Raw genomic sequence first — 16,197 nt, forward strand, 5'->3', positions numbered from 1 at the left:
TACCGTTTTATATGTTTCGGGGTCCCGGCAAAGTGCCTGGGTCAGCCCCGGAGCCAAAGCCCCACTTAGTGGGGAGATTTTATTGGGGTTCGAAGAAAAGGGAACCATGCCTGCATGGTTCTCTTTTCTTTTTGCCCGGAATGAGATATATTCAGTAGTGAGCTCAAGAAGTAGGAGGTTGGCATTCTTGAAAAGAATGGCTGTTGTACTTGCTGCAGGTCAAGGCAAGCGCATGAAATCTAAATTATACAAGGTGCTGCACCCTGTCTGCGGTAAACCGATGGTAGGGCACGTGCTTGATACAGTGAAGGCGACCGGATGCCAGCGTAATGTAGTTGTTGTAGGCCACGGCGCCGAGAAGGTTAAGGCATACTTAGGCGGGGATGCCGAATATGTGCTGCAGGATGTCCAGCTTGGAACCGGCCATGCCGTCAAGCAGGCCAAGGATCTCCTGGGCAGTGAAGAAGGAACCACCATTGTGATCTGCGGAGATACGCCGCTTGTCATGAGCGAGACACTTGAAGGCATGATGGCTTTGCATGAAGCACAGAATGCTGCTGCAACAGTCCTTACTGCTGTTATGGAGCAGCCTGCCGGATACGGCCGGATTATCCGCGGTGAAGACGGCGGAGTGCTGAAGATTGTGGAACAGAAGGACTGCACAGAGAGTGAAGCTGCGGTTCACGAGATCAATACAGGGACGTATTGTTTTGATAATGCTAAGCTCTTTGCCGCTCTGGAGAAGGTTACGAACACCAACAACCAGCAGGAGTATTATTTGACGGATGTTATCGGCATACTCCGGGCGCAAGGTGATATCGTTCTGGGTTATCAGGCCCATGATGCAGCGGAGTCCATTGGTGTAAATGACCGGCTGGCGTTGTCTGAAGCCGAAGGCTATATGCGTCAGCGCATCAACCGGGGGCATATGCTCGGCGGAGTCACTATCATCGATCCGGCTTCAACCTACATCGGGGCAGAGGTTGAGATTGGAGCAGATACGGTGCTGTATCCAGGCACGGTACTCAAGGGCAAGACAGTGATCGGCGAAGATTGTATGATCGGTCCGGCAAGTGAAATTGAAGACTGCGTGATTATGGACGGAGCGGCTGTGAAGCATTCCGTGCTGAATCAGGCTCAGGTCGGCACACGGGCTTCCGTTGGGCCTTTTGCGTATTTACGTCCGGGCACCGTTCTGGGTGAGGGTGTTAAGGTCGGCGACTTCGTAGAGATCAAGAATGCTACAATCGGCGACGGCTCCAAGGTATCTCATTTAAGCTATGTCGGTGATGCTGAGGTCGGCAAGAATGTTAATATCGGCTGCGGCGCAATCACCGTTAATTATGACGGCTATAATAAGTTCAGAACCGAGATTGGCGATGATGCCTTTATCGGCAGCAACGTGAACCTTGTTGCTCCGGTTACAGTGGGCAAGGGCGCATTCATTGTTGCCGGTTCCACGATTACGCGTCCGGTTTCGGAGAACGATCTGGCGATTGCCAGAGCAAGGCAGGAGAATAAGCCGGGGTATGCAGAGAAGATCCGCTCCCGGGCCAAGTCGAAGAAAGACCAGCATAGTCCATCGTAAAGCGTGTAAGCAGAAATCAGCAGTAGGCTTAGAGCGCCGGACGGACTTCTTGCACATCCGCGCCGGTGCTTTGGCCAGTTAAATTCCGTCACGGAGGGTTTATATTTTATGACTTATTGTGATTCCAAACTCAAGATTTTCACCTGCAACTCCAATCCTAAGCTGGCCAGCCAGATTGCTGATTATATCGGCATTCCGATGGGCGAGTCCCATACGACCAGCTTCAGTGACGGAGAGATTCAGGTTAAGCTGTCGGAGAGTGTCCGGGGCTGTCATGTCTATATCGTACAGTCCACCTGCGGACCGGTGAACGACAATCTGATGGAGCTTTTGGTGATGGTAGATGCGCTTAAGCGTGCCTCCGCGAAGAGCATCAATGTCGTGATTCCTTACTACGGGTATGCCCGTCAAGACCGTAAGGCCCGTTCCCGTGATCCGATTACGGCCAAGCTGGTAGCGAACCTGATTGAGAAGGCGGGTGCACACCGCGTCATTACTATGGACCTTCATGCGATGCAGATTCAAGGCTTCTTCGACATTCCTGTGGATCATCTGCTGGGTGTTCCGATTCTGGCCCAATACTTCCGTTCGAAGCAAATTCAGAACCCTGTGGTCGTATCTCCTGACCATGGCGGCGTGGTGCGTGCCAGAAAGCTGGCCGACTTCCTTAACGCTCCGCTGGCGATTATCGACAAGCGCCGTCCTGAACCGAACGTCAGTGAGGTTATGAACATTATCGGTAACATTGAAGGCAAAACGGCGATCCTGATCGATGATATTATCGATACGGCAGGAACGATTGTTCTCGGAGCCAATGCACTGATGGAAGGCGGCGTGAAAGAAGTCTACGCCTGCTGTACGCATCCTGTATTGTCCGGTCCGGCGCATGAACGTCTGGAAAACTCTCCGATCAAAGAAATTATCGTGACGGATACCATTCCAATTCGCAGCAGCAACCCGACCTCGAAGCTCAAGGTGCTGTCCGTAGCCCCGCTGATGGGCGAAGCTATCATTCGCGTGCATGAAGAGCTGTCGATCAGTAAGCTGTTCGAAATCGAATAGGCCGCAGGCAGATCAGCAGAAAAAGGGTTACACCTTTCGTCAAGCGGAAGGTGTAACCCTTATCGGCGTGATGCAGCGGCCGGACTAAAGGCTCTTATAAGCTTCAATATCCCGGACGGGAGATGAAGGTGAAGAGGCTGCGGTTGTACAGCGTACCCTGCAGCTCTACGAAGCCTTCGTCCACCGCTGTAATTACACCGATGTCTACGTGCGCGTTCCCCCTATAGACTTCAACAGGCACAGCATATTGAATATGGTACTGGAAATGGCGCTGCAGTGTTAAGATATCGCCCTGATGTGGCATGTTCATCACCTGTCTCCGGAGTATAAGCTTATTGTACCAAAAACGGAACTCTTCTGCTGAGAGTACCGGGCGGAAAGGAAAAACCTTAAATATGAAATGGATTGTTGGACTCGGGAATCCCGGAACGCAATATGCGAAGACCAAACATAATGTCGGCTTCATGGCCCTCGATGAGCTTGCGTCCAGACACGGAATTGTCTTTAACCAGAATAAATGCAAATCGGTAATCGGTGAAGGGGTGATCGGCGGTGTAAAGACGGTGCTGATCAAGCCGATGACCTTCATGAATTTGTCCGGGGAAGCGGTCCGGGCTTATATGGATTATTATAAGGTCCAACTGGAAGATATGATTGTGGTCTATGATGACCTGGATACGGAGCTGGGTAAGATCAGGCTGCGTTATCAGGGAAGTGCCGGCGGGCACAATGGCATCAAGTCCATCATTCAGCACACGGGCACTCAGAGCTTCAACCGGGTGCGGATGGGCATATCCCGTCCGGAGCCGGGTTTTGCTATAGTGGATTACGTACTGTCTACCTTCGCCAAGAAGGATGGAGCAAGGCTTGAGAGCATGATAAGTGATACATGCGATGCTGTGGAATTCAGCCTGCAGCATACCTTTGAACAGACCATGGCCAAATTCAACGGATGAAATACAAGGCATAGGGTTCAGCACCCTGCGGCTAAAGCTCTCCCGGGCGGGGCATACTGAAGGTATATACTACCTTCAGGAGGCATATAGATGGCAATACACTATGTATGCAGGCACTGCCGGACGTTCTTGGGAAGCATTGGCAGAAGCGATATGACAGAGATGCAGCTGGGGCTGCAATCCTTGACCCCTGCGGAGCGCAGAGATATAATAGCGTATGATTCAGAAGGCGAGATTACGGTGAAGGTGACCTGCGATTACTGCAAGCAGGCGCTGGACAACAACCCCGAGCTCAGCCTGCTGGCCAGTCCGCTTCAGTAAGGTGGAAGCGCCTGTCTCTATCGTCATCCGCAAGCCTTGGCCTTATCCGCTGAGGCTTGTTTTCGATTCCAATTATAATAGGTGACAGCGGCGCTGCCGCTGTCAGCCTGTTTAGTAAGAGAGGTGCACCTGTTGTTACAAGGTCTTATAGAAGATTTTTCCAAGGATACTGATTTCCAGTCTGTCACCCGTGGCATCGCAGCAGGGATGAAGGAGCAGCTTATCTCCGGTCTGTCCGGCTCGGCCAGACAAATCATGCTTGCAGCATTGCATGAAGAGACGCAGCGTCCGCTGCTGGTTGTGACCCATAATATGTTCTCAGCCCAGAAGATGGCCGATGATTTACAGGAAGCGCTTTCCCCGGAGAGGGTGCTGCTCTATCCGGCCAATGAGCTGGTGGCGGCGGAGGCCGCTGTCTCAAGCCCGGAGACGCTGGCCCAGCGGATTGATGTGCTGACGCGCTGCGCCCAGGGCTTCCGGGGAATTGTAGTTGTTCCCTACTCCGGCGTTCGGAGGCTGCTCCCTGCTCCGCATGTCATGGCTGAAGCCCAGCTTACGGTTTCGCAGGACGGAACCTTGCCGCTGGATGACTTCCTCATGTCCATGATTGAGATGGGCTATGAGCGGGTGGAGCGTGTAGAGAACCGCGGTGAGCTTAGTGTACGCGGCGGTATTATCGACTTCTATCCCATGACCTCTCCACTGGCTTACCGGGTGGAGCTGTTTGATGATGAAGTAGATTCCATCCGTACCTTCGATCCAATGGATCAGCGCTCCATCGATAAGGTCCGCAGTGTGAAGATTACACCGGCCAAGGAGATTATATTCGATCAGCTCCGCCAGGATGCGGCTTCTACCGCTGCGTCTGCGATGCTGGAGCGGCAGCTTGAGAAGATGAGTGACCGCCAGGCCAAGCTGCGTCTGCGTGAGGAGATGGGCCGGGAGCTGGAGATGCTGCGGCAGGGCACCTATTTCCCGGAAGTCTATAAATATATCAGTCTGCTCTACCCTGAACGCATTCATCTGTATGATTATATGGCTCAGGATACTTTGCTTGTCCTGGATGAGCCGGCCAGACTTCTGGAGACCGCCAAGCAGCTGGAGCGGGATGAATCGGAATGGAATATGCACTTGCTGCAGAACGGCAAGACGCTGCCTGAGCTGCAGCTCTCTGTCGACAGCGATGTTATTATGTACCAGCGTCCGTTCCAGAGCCTGTTTATGTCGATATTTCTGCGTCAGGTTCCGCATATTCAGCCACAGAATATCTTAGGCTTCATCAGCCGCGGAATGCAGGACTTCCATGGCCAGATGAATGTGCTGAAATCCGAGATGGAGCGCTGGCACAAGTCTGGTGTGAAGGTGATCATGCTGGCGAACGGCGAGGAGCGGATGGAGCGTATCCGCCGGGTACTGGATGACTATGGCATTGAGGAGCCGACGATCCTGCAGGGCAACCTGGGCTCCGGCTTCGAGCTTCCTTCGATTCATCTCGCGGTGATCACTGAAGGCGAGATGTTCTCGCAGAAGCAGCGCAAGGCGCGTAAGGTCTCGAAGGGCATTGATAATGCCGAACGGATTAAGAGCTATACCGAGCTGAAGATCGGGGATTATGTGGTTCACCAGAATCACGGGATCGGTAAATATATGGGCATCGGGACGCTTGAGGTCAGCGGCATCCACCGCGACTATATGCATATCCTCTATGCCGGAGGCGACAAGCTCTCTGTTCCGATTGAACAGATTGACCTGATTCAGAAATATGTCGGCTCGGAAGATAAGGAGCCGAAGGTATATAAGCTGGGCGGTAATGAATGGACCCGGGTTACCAGCAAGGTGCGGAGCTCCGTTCAGGATATCGCCGATGATCTGATCAAGCTGTACGCAGAGCGCCAGAGCGCACTTGGCTATGGCTTCGAGAAGGATACTCAGGAACAGCGCGAATTCGAAGAGATGTTCCCGTATGAGGAGACCCGTGACCAGCTGCGGGCAATTGAAGAGATCAAGAAGGATATGGAGCAGAACCGTCCGATGGACCGGCTGCTTTGCGGGGATGTCGGCTATGGCAAGACAGAGGTGGCAATCCGGGCTGCTTTTAAATCTGCGATAGAGGGCAAGCAGGTGGCGGTGCTCGTGCCGACGACGATTCTGGCCCAGCAGCACTACGAGACCTTCCGCGAGCGCTTCGCCAATTATCCGCTGAATATTCAGGTGCTGAGCCGGTTCCGCAGCCGCAAGGAGCAGAATGATACGATCAAGGGAGTACGCCAGGGGACAGTGGATGTCATTATCGGCACACACCGTCTGCTGTCACAGGATCTGGTCTTCAAGGACCTCGGCCTTCTGATTGTCGATGAAGAGCAGCGTTTCGGCGTGACCCACAAGGAGAAGCTGAAGCGGCTGAAGACCAATGTCGATGTATTGACTCTGACGGCTACACCGATTCCCCGCACGCTGCATATGTCAATGCTCGGGGTGCGTGACTTGTCAGTTATTGAGACACCACCGGAGAACCGCTTTCCCGTACAGACGTATGTGGTGGAGCATAGCCAGACGCTGACCCGGGAAGCTGTGGAGCGCGAGCTGGCCCGTGGCGGGCAGGTCTACTATCTGTACAACCGTGTACAGGGCATTCAGGAAATGGCGGCACAGATCTCCATGCTGGTGCCGGAGGCAAGAGTGGGTATCGGGCATGGACAGATGTCGGAATCGGAGCTTGAGAAGACGATTCTCGACTTCCTGGACGGAGAGTATGATGTGCTGGTCAGCACCAGTATTATAGAGACGGGTGTCGACATTCCTAATGTAAATACACTGATTGTTCATGATGCTGACAAAATGGGCCTGTCCCAGCTCTACCAGCTGCGCGGCCGCGTCGGCCGTTCCAACCGGATTGCTTATGCCTATTTCACCTACCAGCGCGATAAAGTGCTGACAGAGGTGGCTGAGAAGCGCCTGCAGTCGATCAAGGAATTCACCGAGCTCGGGTCCGGCTTCAAAATTGCTATGCGCGATCTCTCCATCCGGGGAGCAGGCAATCTGCTGGGGGCGGAGCAGCATGGCTTCATCGCCTCGGTCGGCTTCGACCTGTATTCGCAGATGCTGGCGGAGGAAATCCGCAAACGCAAGGTGAGCGTGCTGGGCGAGGAGGATACTTCGCTGAAGCAGGGGAATACGGTCATTGATTTGTCGATTGACGCCTATCTTCCTTCCGAGTATATTTACGACAGTATCCAAAAAATAGAAATCTATAAAAAAGTAGCTGCAGTAGCCTCCTTCGAGGATGCCTCGGAGCTTGAGGATGAGCTGCTGGACCGGTTCGGCGAATTGCCGGAATCCGTTATTAATCTGCTCTCTGTGGCCCGGCTGAAGGTGTACGGCAAGCTGTACGGCATGGAATCTATGGTCCGGCGCGGCGATGAGGTCCTGCTTAATTTCCACGAGGGCAGCCTCGGGGCCTTTGATACGGCAAAGCTCGCCAAAGTTGGTAATAGCTTTGAAAGGCGTGTACAATTTGATAAGGATGCCAAGGCAACGATCCGCATCAAAGCGAAGGATTTAGGTGACAAGGAGCTGCTGGATGTGCTGGAGCAATTCCTGGCGGCAGCCAAACAGTCTTTAAAATCGAAGGGAGAATTACACAATGTCGTTAAATAAAAAATCCTGGAAGGTTCTGGTGGTCTCGCTGACCGCAGCCCTGTCCTTCTCCATGCTTGCTGCCTGCAGCAATAAAAGTGATGATACTGCGGTGGCAACGTATAAGGGCGGCACCATTACCCAGAAGGAATTCAATCTGGATACCCGCGTAATGAAATTCCTGTCCCCTGAACAGGCGCAGTATCTGGAGATTGATATGTTCAAGGAGTCCATCCTGAAGCAGGAGGTCGCGTTCGAATACCTGGCGGACAAGGCCACGGATGAAGCGAAGAAGGCTGCGGAGAAAGAAGTCGATACTCAGATCGGCTCGATCAAAACTGCGCTGGGCGACAAATACAAAAGCACGCTGAAGGAACAGGACCTGAGCGAGTCGGATCTGCGTTCTTATATGCAGCGCGTACTTACCGTATATCAGGACATGCTGCTGAAATTAACGGATGAGCAGGTCAAGACCCATTATGAAGCCACTAAGGCCGATTATAGCGTGGCTACGCTGCGCCATGTCCTGGTTGGCCTAACCGATAGCGCGGGCAAGGAGCGGACAGATGCCGATGCGCTGAAGCGCGCCCAGGAAGTGAAGGCGAAGCTGGATGGCGGTGCAGACTTTGCAGCCGTTGCCAAGGAATACTCGGATGATACCGGCACGAAGGAAACCGGCGGTGAATATAAGGACAAGGCTCTGGGGGAATATGTAGCAGAGTTCAAGGCTGCGGCCCACAGTCTTCCGCTGAATACGATCAGTGAGCCGGTTAAGACTACTTACGGATATCACATTATCAAGGTGGAAGCCCGCAAGGACACTACCTTCGATACGCTGACTGCCGACCAGCTCAAAGCCGTGAAGAACGCTGCGGCTTCTGCCAGCCTGGAGACCTTCCTGGAGAAGGACCTGGATAGTCTGGAGATTAAAATTAATCTGCCGAAGAGCTCTGCTGCTGCAGGCGATACGGGAGCCACAGCTACACCGGCTCCGGCTGCGGGTAGTGACACGCCAGCCGCTACAGATGCGCCGGCTGCTACGGAAGCCGCTAAATAAATCTATATAAATTGAACAAGCCGCCCGATGCGCCACGCATCCGGGCGGATTTTTTTTCGCTACAGCAGGAAATGGGAAGAATGGTGCGGTGGTATAGAAACTCCAATTACTGATCATAACTGGAATGATGCCGGGCCAGGGCGTGCTCATTCTCCATGAACAATTATATGCGGGCTGACCGATGTATAAGGAACTGGGAAGAGATGAATACTATGGTCAGATATTACGATAAATCACCGGGATTAACCATTCCCATAATGGACAGTAGTTGGACCATACTTCTTAAGAAAGCGGGGCAACATGTGAAATGAAAGCTACTGGTATTGTAAGACGTATTGATGACCTCGGACGAGTTGTTATTCCCAAAGAGATCAGACGCACCTTGCGGATTCGTGAGGGCGATCCTCTGGAAATTTTTGTTGACCGCGATGGTGAGGTTATCCTGAAGAAATATTCACCGATTGGTGAATTGGGTGATTTCGCCAAGGAGTATGCAGAGTCGCTGTATGAAGGAACAGGGCATATTACCATGATTACGGACCGGGACACGTTCATCGCGCTCGCCGGCGGCTCCAAGAAGGATTATCTGGAGAAGCAAGTGGGTGTGCTGCTGGAAAAGGTAATGGAAAGCCGTAAAACAATGCTTGAGACCAATGCAGGCAGCTATGACATCAGCAAGGACCACTCAGAGCTGTTATCCACGTATGTGGCAGCGCCTATTATCTCCGGAGGAGATCCCATCGGCTGCGTAGTGCTGCTGAATAAGGATGATTCGGTCAAAATGGCCCAGATGGAAGTAAAAATGGCAGAGACAGCCGCAGCCTTCCTGGGCAAGCAAATGGAACAGTAATTAATTGGTGCTGGAGAGTCCCGCTTTTCCTTTGGTTATGATGACCGTAGGGAATGGCGGGTTTTTGTTGTGGAATCGGCCCGCTCACCAATGAAAGCAGGAGCATTTACACTTCTACCCTTAGATAAGTTATAATATAGAAATTCATTTGCTTAGTTTAAAATAAGCTCTATATTATGGCAGTTATGGCTGTAGAAGCAGGTAAACGATGACATCCAATACTCAAGGCTCGAAGCTGCTGCAGGGCGCTTTTATTCTTAGTGCGGCAGCGATCTTCTCGAAACTGATCGGTACGCTCCAGAAGATACCGCTGCAGAATCTGGGCGGCGACGCCGCGTTCGGCATCTACAATACGGTCTATCCGTTGTATACGATTCTGGTGACGGTGGCAATGCTCGGACTGCCTGCCGCCATCTCACGGTTCGTGGCTGAGGCTTCGGCGGCACAGGACGTGCAGAAGGGGCGGCGGGTGCTGCTGCTATCAGCCGGAATTACGGCGGCCAGCGGCCTTCTGCTCGGCATTCTGGTCTACGCGGGGGCTCCGCTCATTGCGGTATGGGTCGGCAGCTCCCATATTGTTCCCGCTCTGCGCAGCAGCGCCTGGGGGCTGGCGGTGGTACCGCTGATGGCGGCGCTGCGCGGCTATTTCCAGGGACTGCATAATATGATGCCGACCGCCGTGTCACAGGTGGTTGAGCAGTCGGTACGTGTCGCGGTCATGATCGCGCTTCTGCTGTACCTGACGGGTGCTGGCGCAGATGCGGCAGGAATTGCTGCCGGTGCGATGCTGGGGCCCGCTGGAGGCGGGATCGCGGGTCTTGGCGTCATGCTGCTGTATTGGCGCAGCCACCGCCGGGGCTTGCCGGATAGGCTGCCTCAAGCTCCGCTTAAGAACAGCACGGCATCGGCCGTGCGAAGTGCAAAGCAGGGCGTTCCTGCCCGCGAGCTGCTGTCCTACGGCCTCCCGGTGATGCTGGGTGCGCTGGCGGTTCCGTTAATCGGACTGGTTGATGTCTTCACAGTTCCCCGTCTGCTTACGGGGAGCGGCAGCAGCGAGACAGCAGCGATGGCCCAGTTCGGCATCTATAACCGCGGGTTGCCGCTCGTGCAGATTGTAACGATGCTGGCGACCTCGCTCTCGGTCGTCTTCATCCCGGCGCTGGCCGAAGCGAAATACCAGCGGGATGAGGCCTTGATCCGTACGCGCATCACGCTGTCGCTGCGCTGGTTCTGGCTCCTTGGGCTGGCCGCCTCCGTAGGCCTGGCCGTGCTTGCAGAGCCGGTGAACACGGCTCTGTACGGGGACGCCGCCGGCAGCGGCGCGATGACCTGGCTGGCCTTCACCGCCGCGGGCGGGACGGTCAGCATCATCTCCGCCGCGCTGCTGCAAGGCCTGGGCGCCGTGCGCGCGCCGGCGCTGCATCTCCTGGCCGCCGCTCTGCTGAAGGCGGCCCTCAACCTGCTGCTCGTCCCGCAGCAGGGCATTACCGGTGCGGCCATCGCCGGCGTGGCCGCACATCTCTTCGCAGCAGCGCTGAACGTGCTGCTGCTCTACCGGCAGGGACATTTGCGGCTGCGCGCCGCAGATGTCCTGCTGAAGCCCGCGGCGCTGCTCGCGGGCCTGGGGCTGGCCGCCGCGGCCGTGAGCCACGGCGCAGCCTGGGCGGCAGACGCTGCCGGCTTCGGCGGCGGGCGGACCGCGGCCCTGGCGCAGAGCCTGCTCGGCGTGCTCGCAGGCTGCGCCGTCTTCGCACTCGGCGCAGTGGCGTTGCGGCTGCTCAGCGAGAGCGAGCTGCGCCAGCTTCCGGGCTTCGGCCCCCGCTTAGCGGACAAGCTAAAAAAGCTGCGCCTGTTCCCTTAAGGCGCTGACCATACATAGTGCAGCCGCCCTCGCGAATAGCAGCAGGCGGCTGCCTGGAAGGAGTAGACTGGCATGAGCGCAACATTAACGATCGTCGGCCTGGGCTCCGGGAACCCGGACCGGCTGACACTCGGCATTATTAAGAAGCTGAAGGCGGCCTCGGCCGTATACGTGCGGACCGCAGAGCATCCTGTTATGGCTGCACTGGCGGAGATGGAGATCGCCTGGGAGTCCTTCGACGGGCTGTATGAGTCGCTGTCGTCCTTCCCGGAGGTCTATGAAGCCATTACGGCAACGCTGATTGAGAAAGCTGCGGCCGCTCCGCAGGGCACGGAGATCGTCTATGCCGTTCCGGGTCATCCTATGGTGGCCGAATCCGCTGTCTCCCTGTTGCGCGGGCGCTGCCCGGAGGCGGGCATTGAGCTGAATATCCTCGGCGGCGAGAGCTTCCTGGATGAAGCATTCGTCCGTCTGGGCTTTGATCCGATTGAAGGCTTCCAGCTGCTGGATGCCTCCGGTATCCGCAGCTCCCAGCTTCACCCGGAGCTGCATACCCTGATCGGGCAGGTCTATGACAGCTTCACCGCGTCTGAGACCAAGCTCTGCCTGATGGAGCTCTACCCGCCCGAGTATGAGGTGATTGCCGCACATGCGCTTGGGGTGGAAGGCGAGGAGCAGATTCTCCGTGTGCCGCTGTACGAGCTGGACCGGCTGGACGGCTATGGTAATCTGTCGCTGGTCTATGTTCCGGCGAGCCGTGCGGATGAAGCGCGTAACCGTACCTTTGCCCGGCTGCATGAGATTGTCGATATTCTGCGGAGCCCCGAGGGCTGTCCCTGGGACCGTGAGCAGACGCATGAATCCTTGCGCAAAAATCTGATCGAAGAGACCTATGAGGTGCTGGAGACGATTGACGAGGATGATCCGGACCATATGAAGGAAGAGCTGGGCGACCTGCTGCTCCAGATTATGCTTCACTCCCAAATGGAAGAGGAGCTGGGAACCTTCAGTGTCTACGATGTCATTGAGGGGCTGAATGAGAAGCTGCTGTTCCGCCACCCGCATGTCTTCGGGGATCAGGCGGCCGGCAATGCCGAGGAGGCGCTGCAGAACTGGGAAGGGATGAAGGCCGAGGAGAAGCGGCGCAAAGGCGTGGAGCCCGAAGCCCTGTCCGCACTTAGCGGGGTTCCAAGGGATCTGCCGGCACTGATGAAGGCGTACAAGCTGCAGAAGAAGGCCTCCAAAGTCGGATTCGACTGGGACAATACAAGCGATGTGCTGGCTAAGATCCGCGAGGAGATTGACGAGCTTCAGGAGGCGATTGAGACGGGACAGTCTGCCGAGGAGCAGATGCTGGAGCTGGGCGACCTGCTGTTCGCAGCCACCAATGCGGCCCGCTTCATCGGAGCCGATCCGGAAGAAGCACTGACCCGCACCAACCGTAAGTTCGTAGCCCGGTTCGAATATATTGAGCGGCGTCTGCGCGATCAGGGGGTCCGGCTGGAGGACAGCCCGCTCGAAGAGATGGAAGCCCTCTGGCAGGAAGCCAAGGCGGAAGAGCGGAAGCAATAGATTCTAGAATTATAGTCATAGGCGGTATATCCCGTGCTTTTCAAGGCAATGCTGTGACTACGGCGCGAATCTCTGATTTAAAATGCATTGAGAGGTTTATAATGTTATAGTGCTAAAAGCCCCATATCCTACGCAAGATGTTACTTTTTCAAAAAAAACGGCGGATCGTGGCAGGAATTGAGGGCGGAATCCAGAATATCATAAAGACGAAATGACGATTTGCCGTGATTTTCCGGTAAACCTGATTTTCATTTATTTTTTGTATCCTAGGAGGAACTTCAAATTATGAACAAAACAGATCTGGTAAACAACATTTCCGAGAAAAGCGGACTATCCAAAAAAGACGTAGAAACCGTACTTAACGGAATGCTGGGCGAAATTACAGAAGCTCTTGCAAGCGGAGATAAAGTACAGCTGATCGGCTTCGGTACTTTTGAAACGCGCAAACGTTCCGGCCGCACCGGCCGTAACCCGCAATCGGGCACACCTATCGAAATTCCTGAATCCACAGTGCCGGCCTTCAAGGCAGGCAACAAACTCAAAGAAGCCGTTAACTAATGCGTCTGGACAAGTTCCTGAAGGTCTCCCGTCTGATCAAGCGCCGCACCGTGGCCAAGGATGTGTCCGAACAGGGCCGGGTGTTGATCAATGGACGGGAGTCCAAACCGAGCAGCACGGTGAAGATCGGTGACGAGATTACCGTGCAGTTCGGCCAAAAGCTTGTGACGGTCAAAGTGGAAAAGCTGGTGGAAACCACCCGTAAGGATGAGGCCGCCGGAATGTATACCCTGCTCCGTGAAGAGCCGGTTGCCAAAAGCACGGGACTCGACTGGTAGCAGATCATCGCAGCATAAGGTTAAGAGGTATCCCTGAAGCCGGAAGACGGCGGAGCGGGATGCCTCTTTTTTCTTGTTTCCACCTGTTCTATACCCTGTCCTTCCTTCATAGATTAGAACCAAGAAGGAGGGGTACATGCTATGATCGAACCAGCCAAAGTCAACAAACAGCATGATCTGCACATGCGCAGCCGCAAGCAGATTGAGCTTACCGGTGTGCAGAATGTGGAGAGCTTTGACAGTGAAGAGTTTCTGCTGAGTACAGAACTTGGTCAGCTGACTATTCGGGGGACTCATTTACATATTAAGAATCTAAGTCTGGAGAATGGAATGCTGTCCCTTGAAGGCAATGTTCATTCCCTGATTTATCTGGACCCCGGGGCGCAAGGCAAAAATAAAGGGATTCTCCGCAAGCTGTTTAAATGAATCCCTCCGTTCAATGGATCACCCTGCTCTATATGATTCTGTCCGGCATTGCCATGGGACTGGCCTATGACAGCTACCGGGTGCTGTCGCAGAAGCTGAGATTTCCCAAATGGCTGAATGCGCTGCTGGATTTGCTGTATTGGATAGGGGCGGCCCTGCTGGTCTTTCGCATGCTTTATGCCGGAAACCAGGGACAATTGAGGTTTTATGTCGTTCTTGGCCTCTTTCTAGGTGTATGGATCTATTTTTTGATCTTCAGTATTACGGTGCAGCGTTTTGTGGTAAGGTTAATTCAGTCGGTTCAGTATGTATGCAGGATGCTATGGCGGTTCGTTACCATAGTCATCGGAGGTCCGATTCTCTGGCTGTGGCGCCTGGTTAAGGGAACAGTGCTGCTGATCGGCCGGGTCCTTCTTTATATTTTTAAGCTGCTGCTGCGTCTAACCAAGCCAATCTGGGTACTTCCTGTAAGGTGGGCCTCTCCGTATGCATCCCGGTTCGTTCATAGCGCCCGGATCGTGAGGATCACCGAGTGGATATCAGGGTGGCGGAAGCGCTGACCTTGAAACCCTGGAACTGGAGGTAAGCTGAATGAACAGATTCTCTGCGGAAGAAAAGAATACGAACCAGAGTGCTTCGGCCGCAGGCGCGAAGAGAAGAAAGTTTATATGGATTCTTGTGATGGCTGTTTTCTTCGGCTGGGCCGGATTTACTTTCTTTGCCCAGAGCGCAGCAATCGCCGACAAGAGCGAACAGCTCGCCCGTAAGAGAGAGAACAGTGAGAGTGTAACAGCCACGCTGAATCAATTGAAATATGAGGTCTCGCGGCTGAATGACGATGAGTATATCGGACAATTAGCGCGTAAATGGTACAATATGTATCCTGCAGGGGAATCACCTATCCGTACCGAGCAATCCGGGCAATAAAAGCAGGCGAAAAGAGGCTTACGCTGTGTTGCCTTGCTTTGCTCTTTACTGTATAATCAAATCACCGCAGACAGGATGGACATTATATTCGTCTGTATATTTTTAAGGGAGGATCATTTTATTCTATGGCAATTGAAGTGGGCACCAAGTTAGAGGGCAAGGTGACAGGCATCACGCATTTCGGAGCATTTGTGGATCTGTCAGGAGGTGTCACAGGTCTCGTTCACATCTCGGAGATCGCCGATAACTACGTCAAGGATGTTAACGATCATTTGAAGATTGCGGATGTAGTAACCGTTAAGGTGATCAATGTTGACAAGGACGGCAAGATCGGACTTTCCATTAAGCAAGCCGTTGATAAGCCGGCATCGGAAGTACGTCCCCCCAGAGCTCCAAGACCTGAACGTCCAAGCGGTGGAGACCGTTTCGGCGGTGGTGGCGGCAGTGGCGGAGGCGGCGGTGGATTCAATCGTGAACGGGGTGGGCGTCCATTCAAGCCTGCAGCCGGTAAACCTTCATTCGAGGATAAAATGTCACGCTTCCTGAAAGACAGCGAAGAACGGATATCTTCGATCAAGAAGAACACAGAAGGAAAGCGCGGCGGCCGTGGAGCCAAGCGCGTATAATCTGAGTCTTGCACATCATAAATAAACCGCAGGGGCGCTAACGTCCTTCGCGGTTTTTTTGTGTTTGTGCCCGGGGCCGAATGAAGGCGAAAAACCCGAACACAATCGGCAACGTGGAGGTGCGTGAACCAAATGTAATCGGAAAACCGATTACATTCTGCTCGCAACGCAGAGTATGAGCAGCCCAGCCCGCTCCAGCTCTATACCGCGCACCCAGGCTTCCGGCTATTTTTGTCGGGCTTTGAACAAATTGCCGACAGCATCCATGCCATTCTCACATAACTCTAGGGCAATCGCTGACGAATGTCCGCGCGGACACTATCTGCAACAGGCAGTGTGACTGCGGCAGCCAACAGCCAATCTTGTACCCCGTACGGGATTGAAAGGCTTTTCCACAGAATGTCGGGACAGGCTTTTTTGTCGGAAATTTTTTACAGATTGCTCTCCGTTTCTGACAAACTTTCTTAAGACCCCCGCTA

16 protein-coding genes are annotated in these 16,197 nt (G+C 54.1%); 15 read left to right on the forward strand and 1 reads right to left on the reverse strand.

Annotated elements, in window-relative coordinates; translation table 11 throughout:
• Window positions 1-187: 187 nt before the first annotated feature.
• Entirely contained in the window at window positions 188-1,588 is a 1,401-nt protein-coding gene (gene glmU, locus NSS83_RS19995) for a bifunctional UDP-N-acetylglucosamine diphosphorylase/glucosamine-1-phosphate N-acetyltransferase GlmU (protein WP_341183154.1), read from the forward strand.
• A gap of 108 nt (window positions 1,589-1,696) precedes the next feature.
• Window positions 1,697-2,650 (forward strand): ribose-phosphate diphosphokinase, encoded by a 954-nt coding sequence (locus tag NSS83_RS20000; RefSeq protein ID WP_019914487.1) that lies wholly within the window; start codon window positions 1,697-1,699, stop codon window positions 2,648-2,650.
• 103 nt (window positions 2,651-2,753) lie between these two features.
• Here the strand turns inward: NSS83_RS20000 and NSS83_RS20005 are convergent, their stop codons facing one another.
• A complete protein-coding gene (locus tag NSS83_RS20005; RefSeq protein WP_036696494.1) occupies window positions 2,754-2,954 on the reverse strand; it encodes a hypothetical protein in 201 nt (66 codons plus the stop codon).
• Window positions 2,955-3,045: 91 nt separating this feature from the next.
• Between NSS83_RS20005 and pth the strand changes: the two genes are divergently transcribed.
• The 13 genes from pth (at window position 3,046) to NSS83_RS20070 (ending at window position 15,718) form a co-directional block, all read left to right on the forward strand.
• A complete protein-coding gene (gene pth, locus NSS83_RS20010; RefSeq protein WP_341183153.1) occupies window positions 3,046-3,606 on the forward strand; it encodes an aminoacyl-tRNA hydrolase in 561 nt (186 codons plus the stop codon).
• A gap of 90 nt (window positions 3,607-3,696) precedes the next feature.
• The gene (locus NSS83_RS20015) at window positions 3,697-3,927 is read left to right on the forward strand and encodes an anti-sigma-F factor Fin family protein (RefSeq protein WP_340750471.1); all 231 of its coding nucleotides are present in this window, start codon (window positions 3,697-3,699) and stop codon (window positions 3,925-3,927) included.
• A gap of 132 nt (window positions 3,928-4,059) precedes the next feature.
• On the forward strand, window positions 4,060-7,584 hold the full coding sequence (gene mfd / locus NSS83_RS20020; protein ID WP_341183152.1) for a transcription-repair coupling factor: 3,525 nt from the start codon (window positions 4,060-4,062) through the stop codon (window positions 7,582-7,584).
• On the forward strand, window positions 7,571-8,620 hold the full coding sequence (locus NSS83_RS20025) for a peptidylprolyl isomerase (protein ID WP_341346345.1): 1,050 nt from the start codon (window positions 7,571-7,573) through the stop codon (window positions 8,618-8,620). Before mfd ends, NSS83_RS20025 begins: the two co-directional genes overlap by 14 nt.
• A 307-nt stretch (window positions 8,621-8,927) precedes the next feature.
• Window positions 8,928-9,470, forward strand: a complete 543-nt coding sequence (gene spoVT / locus NSS83_RS20030) for a stage V sporulation protein T (protein ID WP_209879194.1) — start codon at window positions 8,928-8,930, stop codon at window positions 9,468-9,470.
• A gap of 208 nt (window positions 9,471-9,678) precedes the next feature.
• Window positions 9,679-11,331 (forward strand): polysaccharide biosynthesis protein, encoded by a 1,653-nt coding sequence (locus NSS83_RS20035; RefSeq protein WP_341183150.1) that lies wholly within the window; start codon window positions 9,679-9,681, stop codon window positions 11,329-11,331.
• Between the two features lie 72 nt (window positions 11,332-11,403).
• Window positions 11,404-12,903, forward strand: a complete 1,500-nt coding sequence (mazG, locus tag NSS83_RS20040) for a nucleoside triphosphate pyrophosphohydrolase (RefSeq protein WP_341346346.1) — start codon at window positions 11,404-11,406, stop codon at window positions 12,901-12,903.
• Between the two features lie 285 nt (window positions 12,904-13,188).
• A complete protein-coding gene (locus NSS83_RS20045) occupies window positions 13,189-13,461 on the forward strand; it encodes an HU family DNA-binding protein (RefSeq protein ID WP_076082787.1) in 273 nt (90 codons plus the stop codon).
• Window positions 13,461-13,739 (forward strand): RNA-binding S4 domain-containing protein, encoded by a 279-nt coding sequence (locus NSS83_RS20050; protein WP_036723951.1) that lies wholly within the window; start codon window positions 13,461-13,463, stop codon window positions 13,737-13,739. The genes NSS83_RS20045 and NSS83_RS20050 overlap by 1 nt, the downstream gene beginning before the upstream one ends.
• A gap of 141 nt (window positions 13,740-13,880) precedes the next feature.
• Window positions 13,881-14,165, forward strand: coding sequence for a sporulation protein YabP (gene yabP, locus NSS83_RS20055; RefSeq protein WP_341015453.1), 285 nt, complete (start codon window positions 13,881-13,883; stop codon window positions 14,163-14,165).
• Window positions 14,162-14,725 (forward strand): spore cortex biosynthesis protein YabQ, encoded by a 564-nt coding sequence (gene yabQ, locus NSS83_RS20060; protein ID WP_341183148.1) that lies wholly within the window; start codon window positions 14,162-14,164, stop codon window positions 14,723-14,725. The genes yabP and yabQ overlap by 4 nt, the downstream gene beginning before the upstream one ends.
• Window positions 14,726-14,756: 31 nt before the next feature.
• On the forward strand, window positions 14,757-15,092 hold the full coding sequence (locus NSS83_RS20065; RefSeq protein ID WP_341183147.1) for a septum formation initiator family protein: 336 nt from the start codon (window positions 14,757-14,759) through the stop codon (window positions 15,090-15,092).
• Between the two features lie 125 nt (window positions 15,093-15,217).
• The gene (locus tag NSS83_RS20070) at window positions 15,218-15,718 is read left to right on the forward strand and encodes a S1 domain-containing RNA-binding protein (RefSeq protein ID WP_036696437.1); all 501 of its coding nucleotides are present in this window, start codon (window positions 15,218-15,220) and stop codon (window positions 15,716-15,718) included.
• Window positions 15,719-16,197: the final 479 nt, after the last annotated feature.

The sequence above is a fragment of the Paenibacillus sp. FSL H3-0469 genome (genome assembly GCF_038051945.1).
GTDB lineage: Bacteria > Bacillota > Bacilli > Paenibacillales > Paenibacillaceae > Paenibacillus_AQ.

Coding starts and splice junctions, on each gene's coding strand:
- NSS83_RS20065 (WP_341183147.1), top strand. CDS start 14,757: ATGAACAGATTCTCTGCGGAAGAAAAGAATACGAACCAGAGTGCTTCG.
- NSS83_RS20000 (WP_019914487.1), top strand. CDS start 1,697: ATGACTTATTGTGATTCCAAACTCAAGATTTTCACCTGCAACTCCAAT.
- NSS83_RS20050 (WP_036723951.1), top strand. CDS start 13,461: ATGCGTCTGGACAAGTTCCTGAAGGTCTCCCGTCTGATCAAGCGCCGC.
- mazG (WP_341346346.1), top strand. CDS start 11,404: ATGAGCGCAACATTAACGATCGTCGGCCTGGGCTCCGGGAACCCGGAC.
- NSS83_RS20045 (WP_076082787.1), top strand. CDS start 13,189: ATGAACAAAACAGATCTGGTAAACAACATTTCCGAGAAAAGCGGACTA.
- pth (WP_341183153.1), top strand. CDS start 3,046: ATGAAATGGATTGTTGGACTCGGGAATCCCGGAACGCAATATGCGAAG.
- NSS83_RS20035 (WP_341183150.1), top strand. CDS start 9,679: ATGACATCCAATACTCAAGGCTCGAAGCTGCTGCAGGGCGCTTTTATT.
- yabQ (WP_341183148.1), top strand. CDS start 14,162: ATGAATCCCTCCGTTCAATGGATCACCCTGCTCTATATGATTCTGTCC.
- NSS83_RS20070 (WP_036696437.1), top strand. CDS start 15,218: ATGGCAATTGAAGTGGGCACCAAGTTAGAGGGCAAGGTGACAGGCATC.
- NSS83_RS20015 (WP_340750471.1), top strand. CDS start 3,697: ATGGCAATACACTATGTATGCAGGCACTGCCGGACGTTCTTGGGAAGC.
- yabP (WP_341015453.1), top strand. CDS start 13,881: ATGATCGAACCAGCCAAAGTCAACAAACAGCATGATCTGCACATGCGC.
- spoVT (WP_209879194.1), top strand. CDS start 8,928: ATGAAAGCTACTGGTATTGTAAGACGTATTGATGACCTCGGACGAGTT.
- NSS83_RS20005 (WP_036696494.1), bottom strand. CDS start 2,954: ATGCCACATCAGGGCGATATCTTAACACTGCAGCGCCATTTCCAGTAC.
- NSS83_RS20025 (WP_341346345.1), top strand. CDS start 7,571: ATGTCGTTAAATAAAAAATCCTGGAAGGTTCTGGTGGTCTCGCTGACC.